Here is a 26,320-nt window from a genome sequence, read left to right on the forward strand (position 1 = left end):
TGCTGACTTAATGCGTTTTATTATTTGCGTTACCAATCATTAGTAACGCAAACGGTTATTGAGCAAACCTGCCTTAATAATGCCGTACGTCGCTTACCTGAGGTAGATTTTTATTCATGGGCGTTTACCTTTGCCTGTAATTGTTGTATGGCCTTGATATTGGTTAGGTATGGTGAGGTTGCGATTAAGGGAGCGGGTACAAGGTCTAGGATGGAGAGGTTACTCATGCATAACATAATCAGTGGTTTGAGGGGTATTGGTGTTAATGCTAAAGTTATCAAGTCCCAGGGTAGGTTGTTTGTTGAGGTCCCTGATGATAGGGTTAAGGAGGGTGTTGATTTGATTAGTCGGGTTTTTGGTGTTAAGTCTTTATCTCCTGTTAAGGCCTACGTATTTAAGGAATTGAATGATATAGTCAATGCGGCGATTAAGGAATGGAGTGACTTAATTAAGGGTAGGAGATTCGCAGTTAGGGTTCACAGGGTAGGTTCACATAACTTCACATCAATGGACGTGGCCAAGGCCGTTGGTGCCGCGCTCAAGCCATTTAGTGCTGGTGTGGATCTCGAGAGGCCCGATATTGAGTTGTTCATTGAGATTAGGGGTGATAGGGCGTACCTATTTACCGAGGTAATTAATGGGCCTGGTGGTCTACCACTTGGTTCTGAGGGTAAGTTATTGGCTTTAATATCAGGTGGCTTTGACTCGCCGGTTGCTGCCTGGTTCATGATGAGGAGGGGGTCCTACGTAGATGCGCTGTTCTGTTCCCTGGCTTACCCCATTGACGTTATTAATTTCCTCAGGGTCTCACATGTGTTATTCAGCAGGTGGTCTATTGGTTATGACCCGAGGTTATTCATAATCGATTGTTCACCATTAATCGGCGAATTTAGGGCTAAGGCCGACCCACACATGTGGAGTGTTCTGTTCAAGAGGGTTCTTTACGAGGTCGCCTCTAGGGTTGCCAGGTCAATAAGTGCGTTGGGTATCGTAACGGGTGAATCACTCGGTCAAGTTTCGTCACAGACCCTCCATAATCTGATGGCTATTGAGCATGGTATTGACATGCCCATTTACAGGCCGTTAATTGGCCTTGATAAGGACGAAATAATGAATTACGCGAGGAGGATAGGGACTTATGAGGAGTCAATGAGGACTGAGGAGTTCTGCGCAATATTCTCGGAGAAACCAAGGACGAGAGTTACAATTGATGAATTGGATAATGAGTTTAGGAAGCTTGATCAAAACTTCATTAATAACTTACTTAACAGTGTCGTAACACTAAGGGTAAGTGCGGCTGTTAAGGTCATTGATGAGTTAATGCTTGGTACTAACGATGTGGAGATTGATCACGTGCCCGAGAATGCCGTGGTCATTGACCTAAGGAGTAGGGGTGAGTACGAAACGTGGCATTACCCAGGTGCTGTAAATGTGGATGTTGATAAATTGGTGAGCACGGCTGAGTCCCTGGGTAGGGATAAGATCTACGTGCTGTATTGCAGCAGGGGTTTGAGCAGTAGGTGGGGTGCGCTTGAGCTTAGGAGGTTGGGTTTCAAGGCATTCTCCATAGACATTGACAAGCTGAGGAGGTCGTCATGAGGGTGTCTAGGGGACCTAGCGAGGGCTATGTGAGGTCTAGGGTGCCCAGGGGATTTCACCTTGAGGTTGCCAGGAGTATTCAGAGGGCTTTGGCGAGTAAGGTTGTTGAGGAGGACTTGGTCAATATCGATAATGTTGACCTGGTGTCTGGGGTTGACGTGGCGTACATTAACCATGGCGATGTGGAGATAGGAGTTTCAGTTGCCAGCACTTACTCCCTGAGCAATTCATCAATTATTGAATGGAGTTGCTGGGTTGGTCCAGTAACATTTCCCTACGTACCAACCCTACTCTCCTTCAGGGAATTGAAACCCGTGGTAAATGCCTACCTTAGGTTAAGGACTAAGCCCCAGGTGGTTCTCATTGATGGACATGGTAGGGCACACCCATATAGGCTCGGCATTGCCAGTCACTTCGGCGTATGCATGCGCATACCCACCATCGGTGTTGCTAAGTCATTACTATATGGTAAGGTGGATAGGGTCGAGGGACCAATACTTGACGTAGGCACAAACGAGGTTATTGGTTGGGCAATTCGGTGTGCGCCGGGTAAGCCGACCTACGTCAGTGTTGGTTATGGGGTTTCGCTGGGTAGTGCTGTTAACCTTATCAAGAGGTTATGCGTGGGTTCTCAAATGCCAATACCAATACTTCACTCACATAACATGGCCAATAACCTGAAGAGGAGAATTACGAAGAAGCTGATGAGCGAGAAATCAATTGAGGAATTGGACAGCGAGTGTAGGTCATCAATGAGGGATTACCTCTAATCTTATCATCACCACTTCCTGCCAAGCTTCTCAGGTATTAGTAACTTTTGTCTCTCGATGACGTAAGTCCTGGCATCCCTAATCATTGAATCAATGACCTGCGGATTAGCCCTAGCCTTAGCAGAGTCCAGTATCGCCTTAGCTGTATCCACGAGCTTCAAGTCATACTCAACAAGCCTTTCCAAGTTCTCGGGAAAAACCTTAAACCTATCATGCATGCCAGCATCACCGGTTGGTGAGCCCCAAACCTCGGCTATTAAACTCCTTAGGTCACTTAGCACGGTCTCGTATTGCTGTATTAATGGGTCAAATGGGTTATTACGGGCCACCTCCTCCTCAGCCCTCTCGATAAAGCCCAGTGCCTCCTCAAGCATTGAGGCCGCGGTCTTCCTAACAAGGAAATCATCCTGCCTAATCAAATCCTTGACCTTATAACCCCTAAACCCAGGCACCATCAATTGCAATCTCTCTAACGGGCTTAGTGGGGACTCCGAAATTGGTGGTTTTATTTCGTTGCCCGAAGACATTGATTACTTATCTATGCTTAATTTTATAAACCTAGCTTAGTAATTGAATGAGAATTAGCATTCAACACCTACGACATCCTTACATGAATTAAGCAATTCCCTATACAGATGCGTTAAAATCCTGGCGGCCTTAATCTTCGTATCCAACGCTTCAAGTAATTCATAATAGGCCCTCTTAAGTATTTCCCTAATATCCTCGGGCCTTGTCTTCAGTGATAATTCAAAACTAACGGTGTGACACACAACTTTAACAATTGGTTCCTCGACGCATCCTGTCAGCCTGATAATTACCTTACCCTCATCAACCCTAAACTCAGGAACTAAATTTAAACTAGATAGAATCCAATTACCACCAACTGGTGTTACGTCAGGCATGATGTGTTAGTAAATTCATTATTACTTTTAAAGTAATACACCATATGGAGAATTCTCATGATTTGATTGGCGTTTCGTATGGTTTTGGTAGTCCTGAGTACACACCCCATACGTAGAATATTATTGCGAGTATCGTAACCACCACCATGTCATATGGGAACTTGAGTATTGGCATTGGACCACCGGCGGTTTGACCTATGTAAGTCATTAGGACCATCGCCAGCATGTAAACGACATACCAAATGGAGTTCCTAAGGCCAGCCTTAACCCTATAAATGGCGCCGAATATTATTGAGAGTATAAACACGAGCAACACGCCATAAGGCGTAGCCGGCCAACCACTCCAATATATGATCCAGGTGGCGAATATGAAGGCTAACGCACCAATTATTGCTGGTGCAGGAACCCTATAAACACCGCTTAAACCCTGCCTTCTTGAGACAACAAGTGATATGGGTACTACCGAGAAGCCTAGGTAACCAGCGACCACGGCCTCCTCAATTATCGTGTATACTGTCGGTATTGGTGAGAGCAGGGCAAGTACTAGACCCGCCAAGCCAAATATTATCAATGCCCAGTAGGGTACTGCGTATCTCTCGTGAATCTCGCCGACCCTCGCACCAACGTACTTGGACCTATACATTGAGAATAACACCCTAGAACCAGCACCAAGGTATATATAGCCTACCACGAATGGCCCCAGTATACCGACTATCGTGGCTACCACCAATAAATATGTAAGTCCGTACTTACCCGCAATGAATATCACTGGGTTGTAGGCCGATGTAATCATCGTTAGGTCGGCCCAATCACCAGGCTTAACACCAAAGGCGCTCCAGTTAAGTGAGGCTACGTAAGCTACAGCAAACAATACATAAACTAATGTTTGCCCAATGACAACAAGCAATACCGCAAGTGGTAAATCTCTCTGTGGGTTCTTCATTTCCTCGGCGTAGTCAGGTATAACCCTGGTACCACCAAAGGCGAACATGGCGAGTGGTATTGAGGAGAACATGGCTGCTGCGCCGTAGGGCATGAAGCCGCCAGGCAAGCCAGCGAAGTTCTGGGGCATGAATACGGCAATCATCAAGCCAACCGGTATTATTAGGTAGAGGATTATCTTAAGTATGCCGATGCCGGTCGTTGTAACTCCGAAGACTTTAACGCCATAGTAATTAAACGGCACCATTAGTAGTATTAGTGCTGCGGCTACCGCAGCCCCAAGCCACGTGGGTATACCGGTTGGTGTGATTAGGTTGTGTGTGAAGTAGTTTATTCCGTAAACCACGGCAATTGCTTCGGCAGGTGGTATGAACAGGTACCAAACCAGGGATGCCCAGGCATTTAGAAGGTTAGTCACGGGACCATGAGTATAGTAAGCATAACGAGCAGGACCACCAGCCTCAGGATAAAGCGTGCCCATTTCCATATACGTTAAGCTTATGAAGAAGTAGAATATGCCGCCCAATATCCAACCGAGTACAACGGCTGGGCCGCTCATAACCATCATTTGAGGAGCAGAAAACAATATGCCGGTACCAATTGCGCCCACGAGCCCTATTATTACTAGCTCAGGCAGGCTTAGTTCTTTACGTAGACTAACTCTCTGCCTACTCTCAGAACCTGGCATGTTTGTCAGGTAATATTCTGTCTTTTAAATTTTATCATTTATCTCGATTTAATTTTGTTCCTTAAGTAAAACTTTTATCATGATATTATTAGCCATTTAATAACTCCTTAATTCTACTAAAGATTATGCGTTTAATCTCGGCTGTACTTAGTCCCCTTCCCTCAATCACCTTCCTGCCGTTGATTATTAATGTTGGTAAGTCAAATATGCTGTATTCCTTTAGTTCATTGATTATTGGCATGAATTCCGCAGGACCCTCACCACCAAGTAACATTCCATGTATTATGTCAAGGTAATCCCTGCTTATTTTGACTGAGATAAACCTGATAATGCCATTATTAAGCCCCAATTCATTTGCCACTTCCCCAATAATTTCCTTAATAGTCTCTAGATATTTATCATCCCTGCCCTCAATCATGTAAAGCTTAATGTTTATTATCATTCAATTATTAATTAACAATCAATTACTAATAAACCCTACCCCTCATTGAAAATAGTTAACCATTAACCAAACCTTACAGCCAGGTAACCACCGATGGCACCGGCGAGTACGTTGACGGCGATGAATATGCCAATCTTCGTCCTGCTCCAAAGCGGGCCTGGATATGCGTCAAATAGTAAACCCAGTATTGCCACGGCAATTATAACATAAATAACCGTCCTTTGGGCGGGCCGGAAGTAAATGTTGTAGCTCGTCATTTCCTCAGTCCTGTAGGGCCTTACGAATAGTATAAGTAGTCCGTAGAGGATTAAGATCAATACGAGGGATAACCAATAACCCTTAATCAACGCCCATATTGGGCTGAGGACTAATGGGGTTGGGTAAAAGATATTGGCCACCGCCTCAAGTATTAATGTAACCACTGATACGAAGAAGGCATACCCAACACCAGCCGCTGCGTTATACCTGGCTTCCCTCGTTGACATTAATTTTCAATTTGACAATAAACTTTATAAACCAAACTAACAATTTAATGCTGTTATGTCAATAAGGGCTCAGGTAATATCCACGATCGACGAGAAGGGAATCGACCAGATGGGCCCAGATGACTTAATAGTGAAGTATCACTCGGTCGATGTTAGGACCAGGTCAAGGCTCATTGTTTATTCCAACCAGAAGGCTGTGGTCAGGATACAGGGACAGGTGCAGGGGGTCTTCGACCCAGGTGCGCATGACCTACAAACGCCTGCAAACCCAATTTCACAATTCTTTGCCAAGTTTCAATATGCTGGTAATGTGCCTTGGGAGGTTGAGGTGCTCTTCATAAGTACGGCTAGGCATGAGGCTAGGAGTGAGGGTATTACCCAGACAAAAGAGCTCGTCCCAATGAGGTATCAAGTGGCTTATTACTTCATGATTACTGACCCAGTCAAGTTCATAAACGCGGTGCAATTTAGTGGATTTAAGTACACGGTTGAGGACTTCAAGAATTACGTATCACCAATCGTTGACCAAGCAGTCAGTCAAGTACTTAACCTGGTCTCCTTAAATGAGGTCTATGCTAACCTGCACAAGGTCACTGATGCGGTAACGGCGAGCTTAAGGTCATTCCTTGACGAGGTTGGTGTCCACCTAATCACGTGTAGAATTGTAAGGTTAGAGCCTGAGGATGAAACTATGAGGAGGGTTGTGCAGTTCATGGCCCTTGGGCTTGACGTTAACACCGCAATCAGGGCTAGGCTCGCGGAGATAATGGCCCAGAGGAGCGATCCAGCGGCGACGAATATGATGCTTGGAGTGCCCTACTACCCAATATACATATTACCAACGGCTGGAATGCCAGGTGGCTTACCGCAATTAATGGTGCCACCAACACAACAACGCCAGCAATCGCAGCAGGGCGGCTCAAGCCAATCAAGCGACTTTGAGATTAGTGGGGGCTAATGATTTATTATGAGCCATAATATCCTAAAAAGCTTTGGGACGTATAAGGGCTATGAAATCATCCTTGAGGAGGTCAGAATTGATAATTTACCATGTTTCATAAACCTATCAACACTCAATCAGGGAAAGGTCCCCGAGATACTCATTGAATTAAGTCCCGGCTGTCACCACTATAACGCAATGATAAGGGTGACCAGGAAATTCATGGAATTATTTGGCGTGGAAACAGCTAGAGTAACGGCGGTTAGGTTGGCTAGGGCGCTGGGCATTGAGGATTACGAAGCAGTCGAACGTGGAGATATTGAATTGAGGATAAGGAGGAAACCACGCAATTACCCAGAGTGGGTTAGCCAGAACATGGATTCCATAATTAATGCATTCAGTGAGATACTGGCATCACTCGGCATAATTAATCAGCCAATGATTACCCAACCCTCGGCCACTCAGTCGCAGCAGGAAATCATACAGGCACCGCAGGAGGTGCAAACGCCAATAAGTGCTTCCCATTCAGTCTCCATGAAGTCGCCAGTAACTAATGTGGTTAAAACCTATGGTAGCATTGGCGATCGAAATCTGGTATTACGATCCCTTAGTGGAAATACTTATGTTGAACTATGTCTTGAGAGAATGGGTAGCTGTAAGCCATTAGTTACGGTAAAGGCTAAGCCACTTGAGGTAACGGTGCATGAGGATGCCGTGAAGGCCTTTGGCGAGAATAGGTCAATTGAATACGCCACGTGGATCGCCAACGCCCTCTACATCAGTAACTACGAAATAAGTGAATTGGGTAACGAAATAGTGCTTAAGTCGAGGGATGGCGTAGATGATGCATTGACAAACAATCTGATCAGGGTTATGGATATAATAGCCAGTAAGTACCTGGGCAGGGAATAATTAAACAATCATTACTGAGTCTCCCTGGCCTGTTTAATTAATTCCTTGGCCCTGGCTATGAACTTAGCAAGCACTTGCCTAGCAGCTTCATCGCTCGGTAGCTTACTGACAATACCAGTTGGGTCTGGCCCATTGTATTGATACTCATGTATCACCAGGGCTAGTGATGTTAATTCCACAATATCGGCATTTTTCTCAGCCAACTTGCTTGCAATCTCCATGAGCATGTTCGTAGGCATAATGGCCAGGATCCAATCATTCCTTGAAACTTTAACGCTACGGCTAACCCTCTTATAGCCCGTGAAATTAAACAAATGCCTACTCTTAATGGCTAAGTACGATAGGTAAGACTTCCATGCCTGGAATGCCTTACCAGCGGCGTTTCTAAGCAATCCATCGTTGAGGAATTTCTCGGCTAGCTCAAGCTCTACTTGAGCCTCCATAAGCCTTGACTTACCTATCTCATCTAAGTTTAGCTTAATTTCGATCATTTTTACCACATTAAATAATTAGGAGCCTTTAAAGTGCTTTTAGTTCGCCATTACCCTGCGAAAATCTTAAGTAAACATTGTCAAATAACGTATGTTGCTAATGAAGTTAAGCATTAATGATTTGGTTGTTGGTTATGGAGATAAGGTTATCATTAATGGATTAACCGTGGAATTCGATGAAGGTAGGACCGTAATCTTAGGCCCTAATGGCTCGGGCAAGACAACATTATTGAGGGCTATTGCTGGGGTGATAAAGCCGTTGAGGGGCATTATAGTGCTTGATGATAGACCACTGCGTGGGGGTGACGTGGGTTATGTCAGTCATGCCGGTGGGCTTGATCCTAACATGACCGTGCGTGAAAATCTAGAGTTCTATGCCGAGGTTAAGAACGCCAGTAACTTAGACGAGGTAGTTGATAGACTTAGGATTAGGAATCTAATGAATACTAAGGTGGGTCTCCTGAGTAATGGTCAGAGGAGGATGGTTGAGATCGCTATCGCCATGTTGGGTAGTCCCAAGGTTTATGCACTTGATGAACCAACTGACGGGCTTGACGTGAATTTTGCCAGTAGAGTTAAGGATATTGTGAGAAGACTGCACGGCATTGTTATATACACAACACATATGCTATCCGAGGCTTTAGAACTCGCTGATTACCTAGTCATCATTAGAAAGGGAAGGATTGCCTTTCATGGAGACATGACTAAGCTTGGTGGTGCCATGAGGATAGTCGCTAAGAGGGGGCGTGAGACCAGGATTATTGAGACTGATTTGAGCGAGTTATCCCGTGTTATTGATGAACTGAGGTCTGAGGGATTTAATGTACTTGAGGTCAGGAACTCAGTGATTGATGAGTTACTGGGTGGTGTGGATGATTAGGGCTTATCTCAGGAGGGCGTGGAGGGTTGGCAGGACCTATTACCTTGTGACGCTGATAACCCTATTGGCGGTTATGGTATTCGTGATTGCGCAATTCGTCTTTATAATAATCACGGTTAACCCCGAGAACATTCATGGCGTTAAAATGCCTATTGAGGAGGCCGTGGCATTTACGAGGGTCCTCATGCTAATCATATTGATCGGCATGACTTCACTGATGGTATCCTTACTATCCGCCACCATCGTGCTTGGCACAATACAGGCGGACATACAGAATGGAGTTTTCGAGGTGCTATTCGGTAATGGCGTGAGCGATAGGGACCTCATTAAGGCGCTTTATATCGTTGGGTTATCATCATTTGTCGTGTTTTACTTATTGGCTGAGGCCTTAATGATAATTCCACTCTACATTGTAATCCCAAAGATCCTAAGCACCCTAATGGTGGCCACCCTACTGGCTCCATTCGGCGTTGGGTTGTTTACCACGGGGCTTAGTGTGCTCATTGGGCTTTCAAAACCAAAGTACTTTAAGATCTCCACGGGCATTGGGTCGACAAAGAATTTAGCCTTTACCATGGTATCGCTCCCTGGTCTCATAATCCTATTCTCAATAATGATACCTATAATTACGACAGCGACCAGTGCAACTTCATACCCAGCAGCGCTACTGCGTGTATTGAATGTGGAGTTGATTATCGTATCGATCGTGATGGCGGTGTTGTCAGTAATTATTGCATTTAAGACTCCGGTTAATAGGGTTGGGTTGATAATGAGGGGTGAGGAGCCCTAGTCACAACTTGATGATTAAGTAGTTAATGCCTAGGTAGGCTAGGAAGAAGGGTATTAGTACTAAATCCGTTAGGTCAAGCCCAGCCGCCTCAATGGCCCATAGGGTACCCAGGCTGAATAGTAGGGCTGAAAGCACGTACTTCAGGTGCGGCAGTCTTATCCTGGCTATTTGGTCCTTAATCACTGCCGTGAGGATAACCACTATGGCTGCTGCGAGAAGCGTGCCTATGAGGGTTGATGAGTAGCTCCTTGGTATTAAGGCAATGAGGACTAGGGCAGCCTCAAAGGCCTCTATGGCTGATACCGTGAATACCACGGCCAAGTCCCCACGCTCCTCCTCACCACCCTTACCCCTACCAGTCCTCTTGAAGTACCTACGCGCACTCCTGAGCAGTCTATAACCGAAGTAAAACAGTATTACCGATGATACCGCCAATACATAATCGAGGGGTAGGTAAATGATGTACCGACCAACGGTGAACGTGGGTATTAAGACCAGGAGCACGCCAGCAATAGCATATAGCACTGGCTTAAAGCCTCTGTAAATTCCCTGGTAAATAGCCGTGACTGCGCCGGCCTCCGAAAGCTCAAGCAGGCTTATACCGAATGCCGCGAAGAATATCCCAAAGTCCACGTAGGCACTAACAATCACGCCTGGTTTTAAGTATTTCTCATACACTTACAATTAACGCAAAGCTATATAACTCACCTAAACGTATTATAAGTATAATGACGGAAGAAGTAGTGATACCAAGCATAATCGTTGAGGAACTAAAGAAGAAGGGACTTAACCCCGAAGATGCTATACTCAACGCGTTAATGAAAGTAATTAACCTGGACCCAAGCACCATGATGGAGGCGAGGATGGAACTCGCAATTAAATATCTAAATGAAGGCAGGGAATTAATAGATAGGGACCCCGTGCAGGCCAGCGAGAAGCTCTATAAGGCGGCTGAGGAAAGCGTAAAGGCGTTGGCCCAGTATTACGATTTAAAGAATATACCAAGTAAAGTGAGTGAAGGGGGTAGGTGGACCGTGACTGAACTTGAGAAGGTTGTTGAAACGGTAAGCGAAAAGCTCGGTGATTGGCTTGTGCGGTCATGGGACGTGGCAAATTACCTACATGTATGGGGTTTTCACGAGGCAAAGTTAGACCCTGAAGCCGTAAGAATTAGGTATCCGTATATTGAGAGGATTGTGAATGAGATTAATAGGATTATAAAAACGAGGCTTGAACAAACATAACCAGTTGGGAAAGGCGTATAAGCTAAGGCATTTATAGCATCATCATGACGAATTATAAAGTTATCAGTGATATTACGAAGGTACGTGAGGAACCATTGAGTATCAAGGGTGCCGTGGGCGTATACACCCAGTGGCTCGTGAGTAGGGACGACGGCTCCAAGTACGCCGTGAGAAGGCAAGTGGTTAAGCCCGGTGGTAAAGCGCCACTACATAGACATGCCTATGCGGAGACCTTCATAGTACTTAGGGGTGTTGGGAGGATGACCGTGGAAGACGAAACTATTGACGTAAAGCCCGGCATGTGCATATTCGTAAAACCAAACACACCCCATTCAATAACAAATACTAGCAATGAAGACCTGGAGTTGATAACAATAATATCCTATGAGGAGGACATGAGCATAAACGTCCTCGAGTAGTGCATTGAGTATGAAACTTAGATTAGGTATTTACGGCTTGGATTTACTAATTATTGGAAATTGAACAGATACATTTAAATATTTTATTTACTTTCAATTTAATAATGAGTGAGCCGATACTAAGAGTTAAACCGATATCCTATGGGAGGAGGAATTACCTACGATACATCCCAGCCATAATCGTAATAGCCCTTGTTTGGTTCGTAGGCATTGTATTAGCAATACAGTATAAACTGCCAAATTGGGAGTACGCCCTACTCAACCTATTCTTCGCTTTAATTACGGCATATGTCATATGGGCGATGATACGATCAGCGAGGGAGAGTAGGCTCTATAGGTCTATTAGAGACTTTGCGTTGTATAGGGATTATGCGTGGTTCATAACAGTGGGTGGTGAGGAGATTACAATACCCATTAGTGACTTCAACCCATGCGTTATTGACTACGCACCGCCAGTGAGAAATCTTAACATGCCACAGTATGGTGGAGGTTACTACCCAGGCTGGGTTGAGTTACTCATTAATTATAATGATGCTGGTTATACGATACTCCTTAGTACTGACCAGTGCAGGCAGTTAAATCAAGTCCTAATGACGGACTTCGGCAAGTCGAGGATTGATTGGTGTGGGGAGAAGGAGAAGAAGGCTGGCCCCGTAGTGCTAACGAGACCGAAATTGGCATGTTAGGGGTTGGTAGTATGAGCAATGTGATTATTACGCCTCGTCGTAGGAATCCGGTCATTACATTCATTATTGGACTTATAGTAGCTTTAGTTGGCCTCATACTGTACCGATTAAGAGGCGACCCCCTATACCTAGTCTTCGAGATACCTGGCGTTATCAGCATGGCATCTGCTGTTGCAATCTACGTTTCAGACAGGCGTAAGAGGGCTTGGTTAGAGGAGAGTGGAGCCTTATGGGGTTATAAGGGAGCCATTGTGCCGAGTCCAAAGGCTCCCCTTACTCGCCTCGCTGTTACTAATTCCCTATTCGGCTTCGTCCTCTTGGCTATTGCTTGGGAAATGATTGTGAATCCGCATGCCTGGCTAAACCTATTAGTTTCCTTCCTAGTCTTTGCCAGTATCCTAGTCCCGATAGACGCAATCCTAGTGAGGGGGTACGTATCAGTGAGGAGGGGTATAAGGACTGGTATAAGGGATATACTCCTATATGGTGATTACATTCGTATTAGGACGGGTACTAACGAAATCATCGATATTCCCATTAACGATGCTGTGATTTGCATTGCCGACTTCGGCTGGCGTGATATTATGGGGAATGTGCTTGATACGCTAAGGATTAGGTTCGCAGGCACCACCTACACCCTCACTGTGCCAGCTGGCATTGGGCGGGAGTTTATTAATGCCCTAGGGAGTATTGGAATTAACGAGGTTCATACATGTAATTACCTAGGCATTAAATGATCCTGTAGATATCGATGAATTTACTATACCATTCACTGTATGTCTCCCTACTAATCACGTGGAACTCAAATACCAGAAGTGCGTCATCGCCAACCTCCTTAATGATACTCATGACCAATTCCACGTACTTATGTGGGTCATCACCATACACATCAGATATTATCAGAACATCAACGTCGCTATCAGGTCTGAAGTTTCCACGTACATAACTACCAATGAGCATCAACTCTGCATTGGGGTCAAGCCTGAGCACCACGTCTTTAATCCGGCTAAGGTAATAATCAATGTTGTTGAGAATCCTGTCCCTAATCCTCTTAACATCGAGTAGCAAATCTACGAGAGTAGGCATTTAACCACCTCATTAAACTCATTAGCTATGTTCAGCGCCTTCTCAGCATCATTTCTATTAAACCTGGGCGGCATATAACGACTTGCTATATACGCAAACTCCAATAACAGAATTACTTCCCTATTCCTAGTGTAGAAGTCATTTAAATGGCACTTATCATTTAGTACTTTCATTAACTCCATGAAGAGTTGGGTTAATCTATGGGTACGTGGATAATCACCAACAAGGTTATACAATAGTGACTTAAGTTTTAACTGCATAAATTGCTCCACATTAAACATTACCAAGTCATAATACCCACGTCCATACGCAAACCTAGCCTGTTCCAAAAACTCCTCAGCCCTTTGACTTAAGAAACTCATTACCTCCAATTACTCAGTATAACGCTTATTTAATTATGCCCTTTGGAAACCAACCACTTTTAGTCCTAACTAAGCCCCTCTCTTCAATGTATCTCCTCACCCTATCCTTAACGTCATCAAAAACCCTTGAATCACCGCAAAGTACCTTACCATCAGTTACTGCATCGAGTATTACCATAGAACTCTCAAGGACCTCTCTCAATCTGCTCAACGGCAACCAAACCACCTGCCCAATATCCCTCACTTCAATCCTATACTCACCGGTGGGTATAATGGCCATTAAATCCCAATCACTTAACGGTGTATTATCACCCCTCGCCCTGGAGCCAAATAGGACGACAACCAGGGACTTACGGCATAACTCATTAAGTAGTTCCATAAACCTAGCCTCCCTCCACCTAGTAACCTCATTGAGTGCCTCCAACCACCTGCTGTACATAATCCCACACCAGGTCCATACACCTAATTGCCTCCTCGGCCTCCCATCTCTTGTAATCGTTAATCCTGGCATCCGGGTAACGCGCCTGGACGTAATGTTGCTCAAGTAATTCAGCGCACCTAGTAACTTCCTGAGGCGCCTCCTTACCCAGGATCTTCAATAGGTATTGAAGTAACTCAGATGTTGAGTGAGTGATTGGTCGTGAACCACCAAACTTAATGAGCAACCCCTTAATTAGTAACTCGATAGATTGCTGGGCAAAAAATGCCGCTGAGTCAAACCTATTATTCGCTAAGTCCTCCCTTGCATAATCCCTGAACCTCCTCGCCTTATTAAGCCAAAGCTCCGCCATTAAACTATGGGTAATGCATTATGAGGGAAGTATTAAGGCTTATCTCGTTATTTTTGTTGACATTATCATTACTATGAATGCCGTGATCGAGGATATTACAAAGGATAACACGAAGGATTCCTTACCAGGCACCTCATAGAATATGGGCATGCCATTTAAGTAATAGGCGAGTAACGGGGTCCTATAGGTGGTCTCCAGGGAACCTGCAATTACTGGACCCAGCGTATTGCCCATGAGTCTCATTGCCGTGTTTGTGCCGGTCATTGTAGCCATCCTATCCCTAGACACTGATGATATTAATAACGTTATCCTGGTTACGGTCATGCCAGCTATGCCTATCATGCTTATTATCATCACGACTATGGTAATCATCAACTCATGCACGTAAACCGTGGTCGCCATCAATAAGCCTCCGATTGCTGCTATCCCAGATGTCGTTATTAATACCCTCCTATAGCCAATGGTATTCATTAAAATGCCGTATAATGGGCCCGCAAAGAGCATTATTAGGGCTATGGGCGCTAGTGTAAGGCCTGTCCTTAGTATTGTCATGCCATAACCAATGGGCCTGGGCAACTCAAACATATACACAAGGGCTTGAAATGATAGGAACATCCCAAAGCCGGCGACGAATGATGAGAGTAGAGGCACCGCTATGTTGGGGTTTGCGAAGTCGCCTATGTTTATTATTGGGTTCTGCGTGAGCAGTTCATGACTAATAAATAGGAATAATATGGCTAATCCAAGTGCAATGCCAAGCCAGAAATTCTCTGAAAGCCAACCCCAAGTTGGAGCTTCTGTGAATGAGTAGCCAATTATTACGAAGGATATCGCCAACAGTGCCAGGCCTATGTAATCAATGCTTTCACTAACCCTTGCCTCAGACTCAGGTAGTACCAGGTAGGCCATGAGTATTAACACGGCTAGTATTGGCAATGCTGTCTCATACGCGAACTGCCAGGAGTAATACTGGGCTAGGTATGCGCCTATTGGTAATGCAACGGCTGCCCCAATTGCGAATGTTGATGCGATGATCCCCTGGGCGACAGGCCACTCCCTGGGTGGTAATTTCTCCCTGAGTAATGTATAGCCAATAGGGTTTATGCTAAGTCCAATTCCCTGGATAGCCCTAAGCATTATTAGGATTGGGTACGTAGGTGCCATGCTCGTGAAGAACACGGCAATGAAGTAAACAATTAACACTATCAGTAGCACTTTCTTCCTGCCGTAACTATCAGCTAACTTACCAAGGATCGGGGCAAGGGCAAGACCAGCGAGTGTCTCTGAGGATAGGACCCACGAGACCTCAGACTCCGTTACGCCGTATTGCTTCTCTATGGTTGGTAGGGATGGCATGACGACCATCTCCACGTACATTGCAATTATTGATATGGACGCGAGAACAGCAAGGTATCTCCATGCCTCGGAACTCAGCCTAATACCGCCAAGGTCTCTGATCACGAAAACCGATATCAATACTGATTAAAAGTCTAACTCACGACTATGTTAAAATACTTATCGCTAGGTCAGTTTCTTTTTAAATAGCCTATTGCAGTTGATTATTTACCGTATCGTAATACCTAATGTAATTCCCAATACTGGTATTAAGTAATCCATACATGGTATACCAATTATCTAAAGTTTGGATGTCCAGTGTTGTTAGTTTTAAGGTTAGGAGAGAAATTAAGGAGAAGATGGAGAGGTTTAGGGATAGGATTAATTGGGCTGAGGAGTTGAGGAGGTTTGTTGAGGAGAGAATTAGGGAGTTGGAGGCTAAGGAGAATATTAGGCATGTCATTAAGGAGCTCGAGAAAATACTAATAAGCGTCCCCAAGGGTTTTCAGTAAGTTCGGTGAGGGAGGACCGTGATAGTAATTGATGCATCGGCATTAACTGCGTTCATCCTTAATGAGCCTGGTAATCACTGGGTAAGTATATCATGAATTCCACATCGGTTGATCATGTAATTAAGGAGGTCATAAACGCAATATGGAAAGCACAGATTAGGGGACTTATTGCTAGGGAGTATGCCGTTAAGCTTCACGAGCTAGTAATGTCCCTAATTGGTAAAAACATAGTCCTAGAGCCTGGGAGAAGTACATCGATAAGGCATTTATGATAGCGCTTGGTCATAGAATAACCATATACGATGCATTGTACATAGCACTGGCAGCTACTAAGGGATTACCACTCCTAGCACTTAATAATAATCAGGGGGGAAGTTGCTAGAGAGGTAGGCGTGAACGTCATCACGCCGCTGTAAGTATTTACTTCCTTAATGATCTAACAGGCGGTATAGTATTTAAGTGCATTAACTCATCAGGTATTGCCTTGTTTAGGGCTATCTCCCTATAGATATAGGCAGATGGTCTCCAGTATTGCCTCTTGGTTGTGTAATCGACGTAGAGGAGTCCGAATCTCATGCTAAAGCCTGAGGCCCACTCGTAATTATCCGTCAATGACCAGTGCAGGTAACCCCTAACATCAACCCCATCACTCAAGGCCCTGTACACCTGGTAAATATGGCTAACAAGGTAGTACGGCCTTAGGTAATCGGCCGAGTCAGCGATTCCGTTCTCGGTAACGTATATGGGCAAGTGATACCTCCTCCAGTACTTCGTTAATACATCGTATAAGCCCTCTGGGTAGAACTCCCAACCAAAGTCGCTGCATGGCCTATTGTCGGGGCTTACGGAATTCCTCTCACAGGCATGCCCATAACCTGGCACGATTGCGTATGAATTATCGCTGATTAACTTAACCACAAGCCTTGAATAGTAATTCGCCCCAATCCAATCAAGCCTATTCCTAAGGTCCTCCCTAACCTCACCATACAGGTTCCCATGGATTACTGCATCAAAGAATGACCACCTGGCATCCTGCTCCGCCAACTCCACGGCCTTAGAGTCCTTCTCCGTTAATGGCGTATAGGCATTATTCGCATAGATAATACCCACGGGTTTCCTACTAACCGTTTTAATTGCATCATAAGCCCTCGCATGAGCCTGAATTAAATTAACCAAGGCCTTTCTCGCAAGGTCAGGATTTAAATAGCTCGGTGGGAAGCCTGATTTAACGTTGATATAGCCGTTCCAAGCAACCACATTCGGTTCATTCATTGTTGAGTACATGTCGACCAAGTCATCTAACTTCCAGGCCACGTACGCCGCGAACCTGGCGAAGTTGATCACTGTCTTAATGTCAAGCCAACCCGTGGGTCCGGAGAGGTCGCCCTTCCTGACCCTTATTGGGTCATGAACCCATAGTGGTAGCGGCCAGTGATAGAGGTTTAATATGAAGAATATGTTTCTGTTCTTCAGATCATTGAATATTGCCCTATAGTGCTCAATGGCGGCCTTATTAGCCGTTTCATCAAGTCTCCTTAGGTCGCGTTCATCAACATCAACCTTAATTACCTTATCGCCGACAACCTCAACATTACCATTGGGTGGCTCGGGCATTGGCTTTGGGAATATCCTGGACCACTCAACATTAACCCTGGCAATATCGAGTCCCATCCTGACGGCGTTATCATGGAATACCCTATATAGGCTCCAATAGCCAGGGCCATTCTCAGGTAAGTCACCACTAACGAGACCAGATACTATGTTATCCCTATCATGAACCCAAACCCACCAATCACTATTTGTATCCTCGTCGCCTGGAATACCCATTTCATGTTGAAAGCCGGCCTGGGACCAGCCAAACCTGAAGCCTTTGGGAAATGATAGTGTCATGCATTTTAACTTAAAATTGTATTATTTTTAGGAATTACCATACAAGCATTGTCCCGTTAATTTCGGGGTTTAAACATGAGTAGGGTTGGCTTATAAGGGATAAATTTCGGTAATCATTAAAATGATTAACAAAAGAAGTTCTTCCCATGGAAATAACGGCCTTGATTATCAGCACCAATAGGTCTAGGGCGCCATTGCTTAGGCACGCTATTTCTTCAGCGATAAACCAAACCAGGAAACCTAATGAACTAATCGTTGTTATGTCATATGATGACAGGGAGGTCAGGGACTTGGTTAATCCATACGGTTTTGTAATTCACCATGTAAGCACCAGGGTGGGCCCAATGTGGGCCAGGGGCATTAGGGAGTAGAGTGGTGACGTTATTGCATTCCTTGACGATGATGACGAGTGGATGCAAAACAAGCTTAGCCATGTGGAGGAAGCGTTCAGTAAAATTGCTGGGCTTGGTCTTTACCATAATCTATTTCAATTCATTGATACTAATGGGAATGAGCTGCACTACCATGAATTACCTGCCTATTACCGCTCAATGATCCTCGAAAGGAGCGTCATTATTAATGACAATGCTGACTTATACGTGCGTTTCAGTGTTAATGATTGGCTAAGTGCTGATTACTGGTTATTATTTTACAACACGTCAAGCTTATCGGCAATTAAGGACGCATTGGTAGGTAGGCTTGAATTCATTGAAGGCATTAACCTATACTCAGACGCCCTATTCTTCATATTGGTACTAACTCAATGCTATGTTGTACTTCATGAACCAATCGCCTTAACCAGGTACAGAATTCATGTAGGGCAAACATCGAGGAAGGTCCTAAATGGCGATCTCATGGACATGGCCGCTAAAGATCACGAATCATTCAATAGAGTAATTAAGGAACGCAATACCTGTAGGTAATCTACGGATGCTGACTTAGCACATGACGTAATACTTATATACATTAGTATCATTGCATCATAATCGTGATCAACAAGAATGAATTCACTAAATACGTAGTTATAACAATACTAATGGCGATCACAGTAGTGACGATAACGTCACCGGCATCGCAAAACACCATGCAGGTGAATGTGACAATCCAGGGCATAGGCCCCCTGCGCAATGCCTCAGTTACATACATGGAGTTTGTCCAGTCATATACGACACAGATGTTGCATGCCTATGGCATGACTACCACAAATAATGAGGGCATTGCCGTAATACCACAACCACCACCTCCATTACCAGGTAAGGAAGATGTGATTACCATAACAATTAACGCAACAATAAACGGATCACCCATTTTCAAGTCATACACCTTCTACCTAACGAATGGGAACTTCACAAATCAAATAAACATAACAATACCAATGCCTAGGGCAAATAACGTCAATTATAATAATCAAAGCATGTTACTAATAGCTATAATCATAGTAATAATTGTCGTATTAATAGCAATAATAATAGTGTTAATGGGGAGATCGAGAAAGTAATAACATTAGCCAGGGGGATTCATGTTTAAAAATTATTAACTTTCAATTTCAAGCTTCCTTACCTAGGCATCAATCATGGAGATACCACCTCGCCTCTCGCTTCTCTCGTTGCAGGCCTCGGCGTTATTGGGTATGGTAAATACTCAATCCCTGGTCTATTCACCCTGGCCTGCGGATTCCCTACCCTTAATCTCAACCGCCCTAATTATTGACGGCGCTGGCAAGTACATTCCACCGGGACCACCAAGTTGCGGGTCCAGTGGACCAAGCACGGCGTTTGGATCCATTATTATTTCATCAGCTGCCAGAGCAATTAATGTGCCACACCACTCATAGCGTAGTGAGGCACCACAACGACCTTTTTAGCCGGGTGTGCCTTAAGGGCCTTGGCTATCTGTGATGCAGCAAGCACAAGACCGCCTGGCGTGTGTAAAATGAGCATTATAGGCATGCTTGGTGGGGTTGTCTTAATGGCCCTTATAACGGCCTCAGAATCCTCAATGTCTATATACCTATATATCGGAACACCAAGAAGCCCAATCTTCTCCTGCCTATGTATCATTGTTATTACCCTAAACCCATACTTACGCTCCATTAACTCTATGAGCCTTAACCTTGCGTGCTGCAATGACCCATTGATAACCATGGCGATAGCATTGCTATGAAGAGTAGTATCCAGAATAGGTAACCGAGTATGTCTGTGTATACATCGAGAATCATTGAAAAAGTATCATTAGTATATTTTAAAGCATTATCAGGCACTTCATGGTTCTAGTGGTATAATATTTTAATATTATTTCTAATTAACAATTCACGGGATCGTCAAATGAGTAAGTACTCATTAATGATGGGTAGTGAGGCCCTGGTCCGTGGCGCCATTTACGCAGGCGTTAGGTTCTACGCTGGCTACCCAATAACGCCGGCAACGGAGATCGCTGAGTACATGTCCCAGTTATTGCCCAGGGTAGGCGGTATCTTCGTGCAGACTGAGGATGAGTTGGCGGCTATAAACATGGCCATTGGCGCCTCAGTGGCTGGTTGAAAGTCCATGGTCGCCACTAGTGGGCCAGGCTTCTCATTGATGCAGGAGGGTATTGGGCATGCCATTAATGCTGAGGTGCCATTATTAATCGTTGATGTACAGAGGGGAGGCCCATCAACCGGTCAGCCAACAATGCCATCGCAACAAGACGTTTTTCAGGCCAGGTACGGCTCCCATGGGTCTTACGAGATAATAGTCCTAAGTCCCAGTAATGTCCAGGAATTGTTCTATTTAACAATAGACGCAGTTAACCTGTCGGAGCAATACCGCACACCAGTGATATTACTCACGGAAGAGGTCACCGTACATCTGTGGGAAAAGATCTACGTGCCAGACCCTGGAGAATACCCGGTGCTACCCCACGTCACGCCACCTACACATGGTGATGAGGGGTTCTTACTTGAAAGTCAGCTTCATGATGAGAGGGGCTATAACGTGGCTAATGACCCTGAATTGTCGGCTAGGGCATTATGGCGGTTGATAAGGAAAATTAGGGATAATGTGGATAAGATATCGAGAATTGAGGTTAAGTATGTGGAGGATGACCCCGAGGTCTTCATAGCGTCCTATGGATGTACAGCAAGGTCGGCGCTGGCGGCCGTTAAGATGCTTCGGTGGGATGGCTATAAAGTCGGCTTCCTACGGCTTGTGACACTCTGGCCATTCCCAGAGGGTGCCATTAAAAATGCCATAAGGGGTGCGAATACCATTATCGTGCCTGAGATGAACGCTGGTTATATGGCTAATGAATTCAGGATGCTCGGCTTAAATGTTGTACCGATTCCAAAGCTTGGCGGTGAAATGCTAACACCAGAGGAAATATACAATGTCGCCAGAGGTATTATCTCATGAACCCACTCATTCGGAAGTACCTACGCAGTGAGTATGCCCAGGGTAAGAGGAGGACAATATTCTGCCCCGGATGCGGTAATGGTATAATACTTGGGTACTTCATTAGGGCCATAGATGAGTTAAAGCGTGAGGGCAGGTTTGATGATTCCAAGCTATACATAGTGACGGGCATTGGGTGTTCAGGCAATATACCAGTACCGCTTAAATACAACATCGTACGCGCACTTCACGGTAGGGCATTGTCAGTCGCCACAGGCATAAAGCTTGTTAGACCCGATAGCGAGGTTGTGGTGTTTGCTGGCGATGGTGATTTATTGTCAATAGGCGGCAATCACTTAATACATACAATAAGGAGGAACGTTGGTATAAAGGTCATCCTTGTCAACAACATGCTCTACGGTATGACCGGCGGTCAAGTAGCCCCAACAACGCCCATGGATGCCATAACTCACACGACACCCTACGGCAACCCAGAACCACCACTTGACGCCTGTAGATTAGCGGTATCGCTCGGCGCCACCTACGTAGCCAGGTGGGCAGTACCACTGGCTAAGCAGTGCATTCAATCAATTAAGGAGTTACTGCTTCATAGAGGCTTCGGCCTACTTGAATGCTTATCCCAATGCCCCGTCTATCAGGGCAGGTACGTAATCGGCATCGATAGGCCTTCAAAGATAATGGATTACTTCCTGAAGATAACCGTAGTATCTAATGAGCCGAGGTATGGGGATAAAATCATTATTGGCAAGTTTGCGGATTACGAAAGGCCAACCTATGAGGAGATCATGTGGGGTATAATGAGTAGGGTGAGGGAGGATGGTGGTCATGAGGCGTAAGCCGACTGTGATTAGGATTGACGTGGATAAGTACCTATGCAAGGGTTGCTACATATGCGTTGATAAGTGCCCGACGAAGGTGTTTGAGGTGTCAGACATTGTCGGTGATTACGGGGCATTCCTGCCCGTGGCTAAGTACGTGGAGAGGTGCATTGATTGTGGAATTTGCGAGCTTTACTGCCCTGACTATGCAATAACGATTATCAGGGGTGGTGAGGGTGAGGCTTGAGGTCAGGTTTGCTGGCTTTGGTGGTCAGGGCGTGATTACGGCTGGCAGGTTATTGGCGTTAATTGTGATTGAGGCCGACCCAAGCTTATACGTGGTCTATAGCCCATCATATGGCTTCCAAACCCGCGGCGGTGACGCATTATCAGACGTAATAATCAGTGATGAGGAGATAGACTACCCAAAGGCTAGGAGGTTAGACCGGGCATTCCTACTCACACAACCGGCGTATAACAAGTACTGTGGTTATGTTAAGGATGACGGGCTTATAGTCATTGACGACCACGTTAATAAGGCCGACAAAACGCAATGCGGCGTTAAGAGGCACCGTGAATTAAGTATAATAGCCAATGCAAGGCTAATGGGCAATGACGTATTCGCATCAACAATAATACTAGGTGCGGCAATAAACTACCTAAGCAATACCGAGCTACTAAAGGGTAAGTTATCGCTAGAACAATCAAAACGAGTAATTACTAATTACTTCAGGGAAACATTAATAGGCAGGAGGACAGGGACCGAAGAAATAATTAATAAGAATATCAAGGCACTGGAGATTGGTTATAAAATAATGCAGATGAGCCCCTTTTAATTTAAAATAAATTTATCTGTACATAACATAAATATTAATCGGCACCGTAATACTCCTCAGACTGCTTTGGCATTGCCAACTCAGCCATCCTCGATATTATCCTATCCTCGCAAATGACGTCATCGGATGTTAATACACCACATGGATTACCCCTATCATCAACCACAAGCAAGTGCTTAACGCCATACTCGCTCATCAACATGGCAGCCCTATAAATACTATCACTTAACCTCACGGAAACCAACCTATTGAATGAGCAGCATTGACCAACACTCACATTTAGATTACCTACCTTTCCTATAGTCCTTAATATGTCACTAGCGGTAACAATACCCACGGCCTTACCCCCATCATCAACCACCAATAGGTAATCGGTATTCTCCCTAATCATCAATTCAATCGCATCCCTGACAGATGCTTTGGCATTAATGATTACTTCCTTCCTCCTGAGTACTTTGTCAACAGTAGTACTCATCAGGGCAATGGGTAAATGAACAATATATAAGGATTCCAATGAATATCCTACTTACACTAAGCGAAGGCTTTATAAATATAATAGGTTAATATTCAAATGAATTACAACAAATATCAATATTAAAAGCACTTAGCCACGTTTAGTAATAATGAACCACCGCCTATAGACAACACGTAAGAAAGACCAGTCTCATCAAAGTTAGTACACTCATGCATTGCATACGCAGTCGTTTGGTATCGTAAGTGAGGTCTCATCTTATTTTACCAAGACTAAGCCATTATATATCGTACTTAAAACTTCACGGAATATTATAATGTCTTTATTAATTCAATTCACTTTAATAATTTCCAAAGCCTCCATCAACTCTAACAATACTCACATACTCATAAAGAGTAAACTTAAGTCAATTAATACCTAATTAATAAGTTTACTATTCTATCCTACTTAGTATAAATTGCCATGTCTTCCCGCCCCTTCCTTGAATCGTTTCACGCCATCGTATATTTCGCCAGTCCTTATCGACCTTAATCCACGTTTCATCTCGATGATTAAACCCTCGCTCAACGGCTTACCCAAGCCCTCGTACACGGCGAGCCTATCATTCCTAAGGGTCTCCTGAGGATACCCACTAATTAACTCCGCAACTTCGATAGACTTATCAAGGGCCTTACCCTCATTAACCAGGTAATTAACCAAGCCCCATTGGTAAGCCTCCTCAGCGCTTATCAATCGCCCAGTGAGTATTAGGTCAAGGGCCCTACCAAGCCCCACAATCCTCACAAGCCTCTGGGTACCACCATCAACCAGCGGAACGCCGAACCTCCTCTCCAGGAAGCCGAACTTGGCGGTTTTATCGGCAACCCTAATATCAGCCCACAGGGCGATCTCAAGTCCTCCGGCAACGCAATAACCACTAATTGCGGCTATGACGGGCTTAGAAAGCCTAAGCCTGGTGAAGCCCAGTGGTCCCTCGGGATTAGGCACCCTATTCATTAATCGGTCAATGTCGTATAGGTCAGCCCCGGAGCTAAAGTTACCACCAGCCCCTGTTATTATGCCAACGTATAGGTCGGGGTTATTTTCGAAGTAAGTCCAGGCCCTATAAAGCTCCTCGGCGGTGTCAGCATCGATGGCGTTCCTACGCTCAGGCCTATTAATGGTGACTATGAAGACACGGCCCCTCACCTCAACAATGATATTCCTATAACCCATCACTCGACTCACTAAATCAACTTACCCCTATTCATTATATTATTTCTGTCAATTAACTCCTTAATACTCCTCAGTAAATCATATTGCCTACCCATCTCGGCCCTCACGAAATCCCTCTTCAGGATGCCCGTACCGTGGTGATGGCTTATGGTCGCACCAACATTACTAGCCACACTAAAAGCCTCCCTCCAAACCCTCCAGTACACATCCTCGTCCTGCCTAAAAACAACAACACTGTAGAGCGACGCCCCATTTAGGTATAGGTGCGTTATCCTCGAGAGTACGTGGTAAACACCATCGATAAAGCCAAGCCTATTCACCAACTCAGTGTGTAACTTTATCAGCTTGCTCCAGGTCGTAGCCATGTCTATGGTGTCAACCCAAAGACCTGACTGAGCAAGCATCATTAATTGTGCTTCATAACCTCTGGCAAAGGCATCCCTCCACTTCCTAACTAGCCCAGGCTCAACATGGGCTGCGCCGTGTTTAATGGCTAGGTTGTTAATCACGTTACTTACCGCATTGACTAATTCCTCGTTATACCACCTAACCCTTACCAGGGCTATGACGCCATCCTCACCAACCATAAACCTGCTGCTCTCCCTATCGTGAATAACGACTCTACAAGGCCCCGGCACATTGATTGCGAGACCACGGGCAAAGTGAATGGCATCTTCAAGGCCCTTAAACACGTAGGCCAGGTCAACGTAGTAATTAGCTAACGGCTTAACCTTAAGCATTGCCCTAACAATTATGCCGAGCACGCCATCGGAGCCTATGAACAAACCCCTAAGGTCAGGCCAGGAGGTCCTAATGAATTCTCCAGGGCCTATCGTAACCAACTCACCATTGGGTAGTACGACATCGAGAGCCAGCACTAACTCGTTAATATTACTCATGCTGTGTGAACCCGTGCCTCCATGGGCTATTGCGCCGCCTATCGTGAGTAATTGAAATGATTGTGGGTGGTAATCCAGGGTATAACCCCTTTCATTAAGCCACTTCTCAATGTCAATGACCCTGGCACCAGCCTCAACAATTATTGTCAAGTCCTCCTCATTGAACTCTAAGATCCTATTTAGCTTAGTCATATCAATCACGACACAGCCATCGTGATACGCACCACCAACAACACTAGACCCGCCACCATATGGAACGAGGCACACACCATACTTATTAGCGAGCTTAACAACATTAATCACATCATCAATATCCCTAGGCCTAATAATGGCTGGAGGTGGATTAGGGACGCGCCCAAGGACTTCCCTAAGCATGAGTAATGGCCACCAATCCCTCCTGAACACTAATAATTCATGACCCTCCCTAATGACATTATCCCTGCCAATCAGCTTCTCGGTCTCTCTAAGGAAATTTGATAAATCCACAATTAGCGTATAATAAACATAAATTAAATGCTATAG

General features: G+C 44.9%; 36 protein-coding genes and 2 pseudogenes. 20 read left to right on the plus strand and 18 right to left on the minus strand.

The window, feature by feature from the left end; genetic code table 11:
• The first annotated feature begins 147 nt into the window (after positions 1-147).
• Both thiI and VDIS_RS07675 read left to right on the plus strand, forming a co-directional pair.
• On the plus strand, positions 148-1,599 hold the full coding sequence (gene thiI / locus VDIS_RS07670; RefSeq protein ID WP_013336668.1) for a tRNA uracil 4-sulfurtransferase ThiI: 1,452 nt from the start codon (positions 148-150) through the stop codon (positions 1,597-1,599).
• Positions 1,596-2,369, plus strand: a complete 774-nt coding sequence (locus tag VDIS_RS07675; RefSeq protein ID WP_013336669.1) for an endonuclease V — start codon at positions 1,596-1,598, stop codon at positions 2,367-2,369. Before thiI ends, VDIS_RS07675 begins: the two co-directional genes overlap by 4 nt.
• Before the next feature lie 8 nt (positions 2,370-2,377).
• Here the strand turns inward: VDIS_RS07675 and VDIS_RS07680 are convergent, their stop codons facing one another.
• The 5 genes from VDIS_RS07680 to VDIS_RS07700 form a co-directional block, all read right to left on the minus strand.
• On the minus strand, positions 2,378-2,896 hold the full coding sequence (locus tag VDIS_RS07680) for a hypothetical protein (protein ID WP_013336670.1): 519 nt from the start codon (positions 2,894-2,896) through the stop codon (positions 2,378-2,380).
• Positions 2,897-2,950: 54 nt separating this feature from the next.
• Positions 2,951-3,271 carry a hypothetical protein gene (locus tag VDIS_RS07685; protein ID WP_013336671.1) on the minus strand — a complete coding sequence of 107 codons (321 nt, stop codon included), beginning with the start codon at positions 3,269-3,271 and terminating at the stop codon, positions 2,951-2,953.
• A 55-nt stretch (positions 3,272-3,326) separates the two neighbouring features.
• A complete protein-coding gene (locus VDIS_RS07690; protein WP_013336672.1) occupies positions 3,327-4,901 on the minus strand; it encodes an APC family permease in 1,575 nt (524 codons plus the stop codon).
• Positions 4,902-4,989: 88 nt separating this feature from the next.
• On the minus strand, positions 4,990-5,343 hold the full coding sequence (locus VDIS_RS07695; RefSeq protein ID WP_013336673.1) for a thioredoxin domain-containing protein: 354 nt from the start codon (positions 5,341-5,343) through the stop codon (positions 4,990-4,992).
• 62 nt (positions 5,344-5,405) lie between these two features.
• Positions 5,406-5,828, minus strand: a complete 423-nt coding sequence (locus VDIS_RS07700) for a hypothetical protein (protein ID WP_013336674.1) — start codon at positions 5,826-5,828, stop codon at positions 5,406-5,408.
• Positions 5,829-5,883: 55 nt separating this feature from the next.
• Here VDIS_RS07700 and VDIS_RS07705 point away from each other — a divergent pair, with 55 nt between their 5' ends.
• Positions 5,884-6,786, plus strand: a complete 903-nt coding sequence (locus VDIS_RS07705) for an SPFH domain-containing protein (RefSeq protein ID WP_013336675.1) — start codon at positions 5,884-5,886, stop codon at positions 6,784-6,786.
• A gap of 9 nt (positions 6,787-6,795) precedes the next feature.
• Entirely contained in the window at positions 6,796-7,680 is an 885-nt protein-coding gene (locus tag VDIS_RS07710) for a hypothetical protein (RefSeq protein WP_013336676.1), read from the plus strand.
• Between the two features lie 11 nt (positions 7,681-7,691).
• Here the strand turns inward: VDIS_RS07710 and VDIS_RS07715 are convergent, their stop codons facing one another.
• The gene (locus VDIS_RS07715) at positions 7,692-8,171 is read right to left on the minus strand and encodes a PaREP1 family protein (protein ID WP_013336677.1); all 480 of its coding nucleotides are present in this window, start codon (positions 8,169-8,171) and stop codon (positions 7,692-7,694) included.
• A 100-nt stretch (positions 8,172-8,271) separates the two neighbouring features.
• On the opposite strand from VDIS_RS07715, the gene VDIS_RS07720 reads away from it, so the two are divergent.
• Together VDIS_RS07720 and VDIS_RS07725 are read left to right on the plus strand one after the other, a co-directional pair.
• Complete coding sequence (locus VDIS_RS07720) at positions 8,272-9,051, plus strand: ABC transporter ATP-binding protein (protein WP_013336678.1); 780 nt, start codon at positions 8,272-8,274, stop codon at positions 9,049-9,051.
• On the plus strand, positions 9,023-9,841 hold the full coding sequence (locus VDIS_RS07725; protein ID WP_013336679.1) for a hypothetical protein: 819 nt from the start codon (positions 9,023-9,025) through the stop codon (positions 9,839-9,841). The genes VDIS_RS07720 and VDIS_RS07725 overlap by 29 nt, the downstream gene beginning before the upstream one ends.
• On the opposite strand, the gene VDIS_RS07730 is transcribed toward VDIS_RS07725, so the two are convergent.
• Complete coding sequence (locus tag VDIS_RS07730) at positions 9,842-10,474, minus strand: hypothetical protein (RefSeq protein WP_052885920.1); 633 nt, start codon at positions 10,472-10,474, stop codon at positions 9,842-9,844. It lies immediately after the preceding gene.
• A 95-nt stretch (positions 10,475-10,569) separates the two neighbouring features.
• Here VDIS_RS07730 and VDIS_RS07735 point away from each other — a divergent pair, with 95 nt between their 5' ends.
• The 4 genes from VDIS_RS07735 to VDIS_RS07750 all read left to right on the plus strand — a co-directional run bounded on the left by VDIS_RS07735 (position 10,570) and on the right by VDIS_RS07750 (position 12,927).
• On the plus strand, positions 10,570-11,085 hold the full coding sequence (locus VDIS_RS07735; protein WP_013336681.1) for a PaREP1 family protein: 516 nt from the start codon (positions 10,570-10,572) through the stop codon (positions 11,083-11,085).
• Between the two features lie 44 nt (positions 11,086-11,129).
• Complete coding sequence (locus VDIS_RS07740) at positions 11,130-11,504, plus strand: cupin domain-containing protein (protein ID WP_013336682.1); 375 nt, start codon at positions 11,130-11,132, stop codon at positions 11,502-11,504.
• 104 nt (positions 11,505-11,608) lie between these two features.
• Positions 11,609-12,190 (plus strand): hypothetical protein, encoded by a 582-nt coding sequence (locus tag VDIS_RS07745; protein WP_013336683.1) that lies wholly within the window; start codon positions 11,609-11,611, stop codon positions 12,188-12,190.
• An 11-nt stretch (positions 12,191-12,201) separates the two neighbouring features.
• A complete protein-coding gene (locus VDIS_RS07750) occupies positions 12,202-12,927 on the plus strand; it encodes a hypothetical protein (RefSeq protein WP_013336684.1) in 726 nt (241 codons plus the stop codon).
• Here VDIS_RS07750 and VDIS_RS07755 read toward each other — a convergent pair.
• From VDIS_RS07755 to VDIS_RS07775, 5 genes are read right to left on the minus strand one after another with little or no spacing between them, the layout of a single operon-like run.
• On the minus strand, positions 12,920-13,276 hold the full coding sequence (locus VDIS_RS07755; RefSeq protein ID WP_013336685.1) for a nucleotidyltransferase domain-containing protein: 357 nt from the start codon (positions 13,274-13,276) through the stop codon (positions 12,920-12,922). The genes VDIS_RS07750 and VDIS_RS07755 overlap by 8 nt on opposite strands.
• Positions 13,261-13,638 (minus strand): HEPN domain-containing protein, encoded by a 378-nt coding sequence (locus VDIS_RS07760; RefSeq protein ID WP_013336686.1) that lies wholly within the window; start codon positions 13,636-13,638, stop codon positions 13,261-13,263. The genes VDIS_RS07755 and VDIS_RS07760 overlap by 16 nt, the downstream gene beginning before the upstream one ends.
• 25 nt (positions 13,639-13,663) lie before the next feature.
• Complete coding sequence (locus tag VDIS_RS07765) at positions 13,664-14,077, minus strand: nucleotidyltransferase domain-containing protein (RefSeq protein ID WP_013336687.1); 414 nt, start codon at positions 14,075-14,077, stop codon at positions 13,664-13,666.
• Positions 14,046-14,429 carry a HEPN domain-containing protein gene (locus VDIS_RS07770; protein ID WP_013336688.1) on the minus strand — a complete coding sequence of 128 codons (384 nt, stop codon included), beginning with the start codon at positions 14,427-14,429 and terminating at the stop codon, positions 14,046-14,048. Before VDIS_RS07770 ends, VDIS_RS07765 begins: the two co-directional genes overlap by 32 nt.
• A gap of 39 nt (positions 14,430-14,468) precedes the next feature.
• The gene (locus VDIS_RS07775) at positions 14,469-15,890 is read right to left on the minus strand and encodes an MFS transporter (RefSeq protein ID WP_013336689.1); all 1,422 of its coding nucleotides are present in this window, start codon (positions 15,888-15,890) and stop codon (positions 14,469-14,471) included.
• A 185-nt stretch (positions 15,891-16,075) separates the two neighbouring features.
• Here VDIS_RS07775 and vapB point away from each other — a divergent pair, with 185 nt between their 5' ends.
• Entirely contained in the window at positions 16,076-16,276 is a 201-nt protein-coding gene (gene vapB / locus VDIS_RS07780) for a type II toxin-antitoxin system VapB family antitoxin (RefSeq protein WP_013336690.1), read from the plus strand.
• A gap of 92 nt (positions 16,277-16,368) precedes the next feature.
• Positions 16,369-16,548: a PIN domain-containing protein gene (locus VDIS_RS13035; RefSeq protein ID WP_245522478.1), complete on the plus strand. Its 180-nt coding sequence runs from the start codon at positions 16,369-16,371 to the stop codon at positions 16,546-16,548.
• A gap of 148 nt (positions 16,549-16,696) precedes the next feature.
• On the opposite strand, the gene bgaS is transcribed toward VDIS_RS13035, so the two are convergent.
• A complete protein-coding gene (gene bgaS / locus VDIS_RS07790; RefSeq protein WP_013336691.1) occupies positions 16,697-18,166 on the minus strand; it encodes a beta-galactosidase BgaS in 1,470 nt (489 codons plus the stop codon).
• 146 nt (positions 18,167-18,312) lie between these two features.
• On the opposite strand from bgaS, the gene VDIS_RS07795 reads away from it, so the two are divergent.
• The 3 genes from VDIS_RS07795 to VDIS_RS07805 all read left to right on the plus strand — a co-directional run bounded on the left by VDIS_RS07795 (position 18,313) and on the right by VDIS_RS07805 (position 19,664).
• The gene (locus VDIS_RS07795; RefSeq protein ID WP_013336692.1) at positions 18,313-18,537 is read left to right on the plus strand and encodes a glycosyltransferase family A protein; all 225 of its coding nucleotides are present in this window, start codon (positions 18,313-18,315) and stop codon (positions 18,535-18,537) included.
• A 63-nt stretch (positions 18,538-18,600) separates the two neighbouring features.
• A complete protein-coding gene (locus VDIS_RS07800) occupies positions 18,601-19,089 on the plus strand; it encodes a hypothetical protein (RefSeq protein WP_148678287.1) in 489 nt (162 codons plus the stop codon).
• A gap of 65 nt (positions 19,090-19,154) precedes the next feature.
• On the plus strand, positions 19,155-19,664 hold the full coding sequence (locus tag VDIS_RS07805; RefSeq protein WP_013336694.1) for a hypothetical protein: 510 nt from the start codon (positions 19,155-19,157) through the stop codon (positions 19,662-19,664).
• Positions 19,665-19,840: 176 nt separating this feature from the next.
• Here the strand turns inward: VDIS_RS07805 and VDIS_RS13205 are convergent.
• Positions 19,841-20,384: pseudogene (locus VDIS_RS13205) on the minus strand (SDH family Clp fold serine proteinase); the annotation flags it as partial.
• A gap of 127 nt (positions 20,385-20,511) precedes the next feature.
• On the opposite strand from VDIS_RS13205, the pseudogene VDIS_RS13050 reads away from it, so the two are divergent.
• From VDIS_RS13050 to VDIS_RS07835, 5 genes and pseudogenes are all read left to right on the plus strand, one after another.
• Positions 20,512-20,988 (plus strand): annotated as a pseudogene (locus VDIS_RS13050) (thiamine pyrophosphate-binding protein); the annotation flags it as partial.
• A gap of 252 nt (positions 20,989-21,240) precedes the next feature.
• Positions 21,241-21,558 (plus strand): hypothetical protein, encoded by a 318-nt coding sequence (locus VDIS_RS13055; RefSeq protein ID WP_281041834.1) that lies wholly within the window; start codon positions 21,241-21,243, stop codon positions 21,556-21,558.
• Positions 21,555-22,394: a thiamine pyrophosphate-dependent enzyme gene (locus tag VDIS_RS07825; RefSeq protein WP_013336695.1), complete on the plus strand. Its 840-nt coding sequence runs from the start codon at positions 21,555-21,557 to the stop codon at positions 22,392-22,394. The genes VDIS_RS13055 and VDIS_RS07825 overlap by 4 nt, the downstream gene beginning before the upstream one ends.
• Positions 22,375-22,623, plus strand: a complete 249-nt coding sequence (locus tag VDIS_RS07830) for a 4Fe-4S binding protein (RefSeq protein WP_013336696.1) — start codon at positions 22,375-22,377, stop codon at positions 22,621-22,623. The genes VDIS_RS07825 and VDIS_RS07830 overlap by 20 nt, the downstream gene beginning before the upstream one ends.
• Positions 22,613-23,212, plus strand: a complete 600-nt coding sequence (locus VDIS_RS07835) for a 2-oxoacid:ferredoxin oxidoreductase subunit gamma family protein (protein WP_148678288.1) — start codon at positions 22,613-22,615, stop codon at positions 23,210-23,212. The genes VDIS_RS07830 and VDIS_RS07835 overlap by 11 nt, the downstream gene beginning before the upstream one ends.
• 34 nt (positions 23,213-23,246) lie before the next feature.
• Here VDIS_RS07835 and VDIS_RS07840 read toward each other — a convergent pair whose 3' ends face one another.
• The 4 genes from VDIS_RS07840 to VDIS_RS07850 form a co-directional block, all read right to left on the minus strand.
• Positions 23,247-23,687, minus strand: coding sequence for a CBS domain-containing protein (locus tag VDIS_RS07840; RefSeq protein WP_013336698.1), 441 nt, complete (start codon positions 23,685-23,687; stop codon positions 23,247-23,249).
• 119 nt (positions 23,688-23,806) lie between these two features.
• Complete coding sequence (locus tag VDIS_RS13115) at positions 23,807-23,941, minus strand: hypothetical protein (RefSeq protein WP_281041749.1); 135 nt, start codon at positions 23,939-23,941, stop codon at positions 23,807-23,809.
• Positions 23,942-24,131: 190 nt separating this feature from the next.
• Entirely contained in the window at positions 24,132-24,899 is a 768-nt protein-coding gene (locus VDIS_RS07845) for a crotonase/enoyl-CoA hydratase family protein (RefSeq protein ID WP_013336699.1), read from the minus strand.
• An 11-nt stretch (positions 24,900-24,910) separates the two neighbouring features.
• Positions 24,911-26,284, minus strand: a complete 1,374-nt coding sequence (locus VDIS_RS07850; RefSeq protein WP_013336700.1) for an FAD-binding oxidoreductase — start codon at positions 26,282-26,284, stop codon at positions 24,911-24,913.
• Between the last annotated feature and the right edge of the window lie 36 nt (positions 26,285-26,320).

The sequence above is a fragment of the Vulcanisaeta distributa DSM 14429 genome (assembly GCF_000148385.1).
Taxonomy (GTDB): domain Archaea; phylum Thermoproteota; class Thermoprotei; order Thermoproteales; family Thermocladiaceae; genus Vulcanisaeta; species Vulcanisaeta distributa.

Bases quoted from the DNA above. Each gene is read 5' to 3' on its own strand.
- VDIS_RS07680 (WP_013336670.1), bottom strand. From the start codon at position 2,896: ATGTCTTCGGGCAACGAAATAAAACCACCAATTTCGGAGTCCCCACTA.
- VDIS_RS07685 (WP_013336671.1), bottom strand. From the start codon at position 3,271: ATGCCTGACGTAACACCAGTTGGTGGTAATTGGATTCTATCTAGTTTA.
- VDIS_RS07720 (WP_013336678.1), top strand. From the start codon at position 8,272: ATGAAGTTAAGCATTAATGATTTGGTTGTTGGTTATGGAGATAAGGTT.
- VDIS_RS13115 (WP_281041749.1), bottom strand. From the start codon at position 23,941: ATGAGACCTCACTTACGATACCAAACGACTGCGTATGCAATGCATGAG.
- thiI (WP_013336668.1), top strand. From the start codon at position 148: ATGGCCTTGATATTGGTTAGGTATGGTGAGGTTGCGATTAAGGGAGCG.
- VDIS_RS13035 (WP_245522478.1), top strand. From the start codon at position 16,369: ATGAATTCCACATCGGTTGATCATGTAATTAAGGAGGTCATAAACGCA.
- VDIS_RS07845 (WP_013336699.1), bottom strand. From the start codon at position 24,899: ATGGGTTATAGGAATATCATTGTTGAGGTGAGGGGCCGTGTCTTCATA.
- VDIS_RS07840 (WP_013336698.1), bottom strand. From the start codon at position 23,687: ATGAGTACTACTGTTGACAAAGTACTCAGGAGGAAGGAAGTAATCATT.
- VDIS_RS07740 (WP_013336682.1), top strand. From the start codon at position 11,130: ATGACGAATTATAAAGTTATCAGTGATATTACGAAGGTACGTGAGGAA.
- VDIS_RS07710 (WP_013336676.1), top strand. From the start codon at position 6,796: ATGAGCCATAATATCCTAAAAAGCTTTGGGACGTATAAGGGCTATGAA.
- VDIS_RS07770 (WP_013336688.1), bottom strand. From the start codon at position 14,429: ATGGCGGAGCTTTGGCTTAATAAGGCGAGGAGGTTCAGGGATTATGCA.
- VDIS_RS07745 (WP_013336683.1), top strand. From the start codon at position 11,609: ATGAGTGAGCCGATACTAAGAGTTAAACCGATATCCTATGGGAGGAGG.
- VDIS_RS07695 (WP_013336673.1), bottom strand. From the start codon at position 5,343: ATGATAATAAACATTAAGCTTTACATGATTGAGGGCAGGGATGATAAA.
- VDIS_RS07760 (WP_013336686.1), bottom strand. From the start codon at position 13,638: ATGAGTTTCTTAAGTCAAAGGGCTGAGGAGTTTTTGGAACAGGCTAGG.
- VDIS_RS07690 (WP_013336672.1), bottom strand. From the start codon at position 4,901: ATGCCAGGTTCTGAGAGTAGGCAGAGAGTTAGTCTACGTAAAGAACTA.
- VDIS_RS07725 (WP_013336679.1), top strand. From the start codon at position 9,023: ATGAGTTACTGGGTGGTGTGGATGATTAGGGCTTATCTCAGGAGGGCG.
- VDIS_RS07795 (WP_013336692.1), top strand. From the start codon at position 18,313: ATGGAAATAACGGCCTTGATTATCAGCACCAATAGGTCTAGGGCGCCA.
- VDIS_RS07830 (WP_013336696.1), top strand. From the start codon at position 22,375: ATGGTGGTCATGAGGCGTAAGCCGACTGTGATTAGGATTGACGTGGAT.
- VDIS_RS07825 (WP_013336695.1), top strand. From the start codon at position 21,555: ATGAACCCACTCATTCGGAAGTACCTACGCAGTGAGTATGCCCAGGGT.
- vapB (WP_013336690.1), top strand. From the start codon at position 16,076: ATGTCCAGTGTTGTTAGTTTTAAGGTTAGGAGAGAAATTAAGGAGAAG.
- VDIS_RS07715 (WP_013336677.1), bottom strand. From the start codon at position 8,171: ATGATCGAAATTAAGCTAAACTTAGATGAGATAGGTAAGTCAAGGCTT.
- VDIS_RS07750 (WP_013336684.1), top strand. From the start codon at position 12,202: ATGAGCAATGTGATTATTACGCCTCGTCGTAGGAATCCGGTCATTACA.
- VDIS_RS07675 (WP_013336669.1), top strand. From the start codon at position 1,596: ATGAGGGTGTCTAGGGGACCTAGCGAGGGCTATGTGAGGTCTAGGGTG.
- VDIS_RS07735 (WP_013336681.1), top strand. From the start codon at position 10,570: ATGACGGAAGAAGTAGTGATACCAAGCATAATCGTTGAGGAACTAAAG.
- bgaS (WP_013336691.1), bottom strand. From the start codon at position 18,166: ATGACACTATCATTTCCCAAAGGCTTCAGGTTTGGCTGGTCCCAGGCC.
- VDIS_RS07755 (WP_013336685.1), bottom strand. From the start codon at position 13,276: ATGCCTACTCTCGTAGATTTGCTACTCGATGTTAAGAGGATTAGGGAC.
- VDIS_RS07705 (WP_013336675.1), top strand. From the start codon at position 5,884: ATGTCAATAAGGGCTCAGGTAATATCCACGATCGACGAGAAGGGAATC.
- VDIS_RS07765 (WP_013336687.1), bottom strand. From the start codon at position 14,077: ATGTACAGCAGGTGGTTGGAGGCACTCAATGAGGTTACTAGGTGGAGG.
- VDIS_RS07700 (WP_013336674.1), bottom strand. From the start codon at position 5,828: ATGTCAACGAGGGAAGCCAGGTATAACGCAGCGGCTGGTGTTGGGTAT.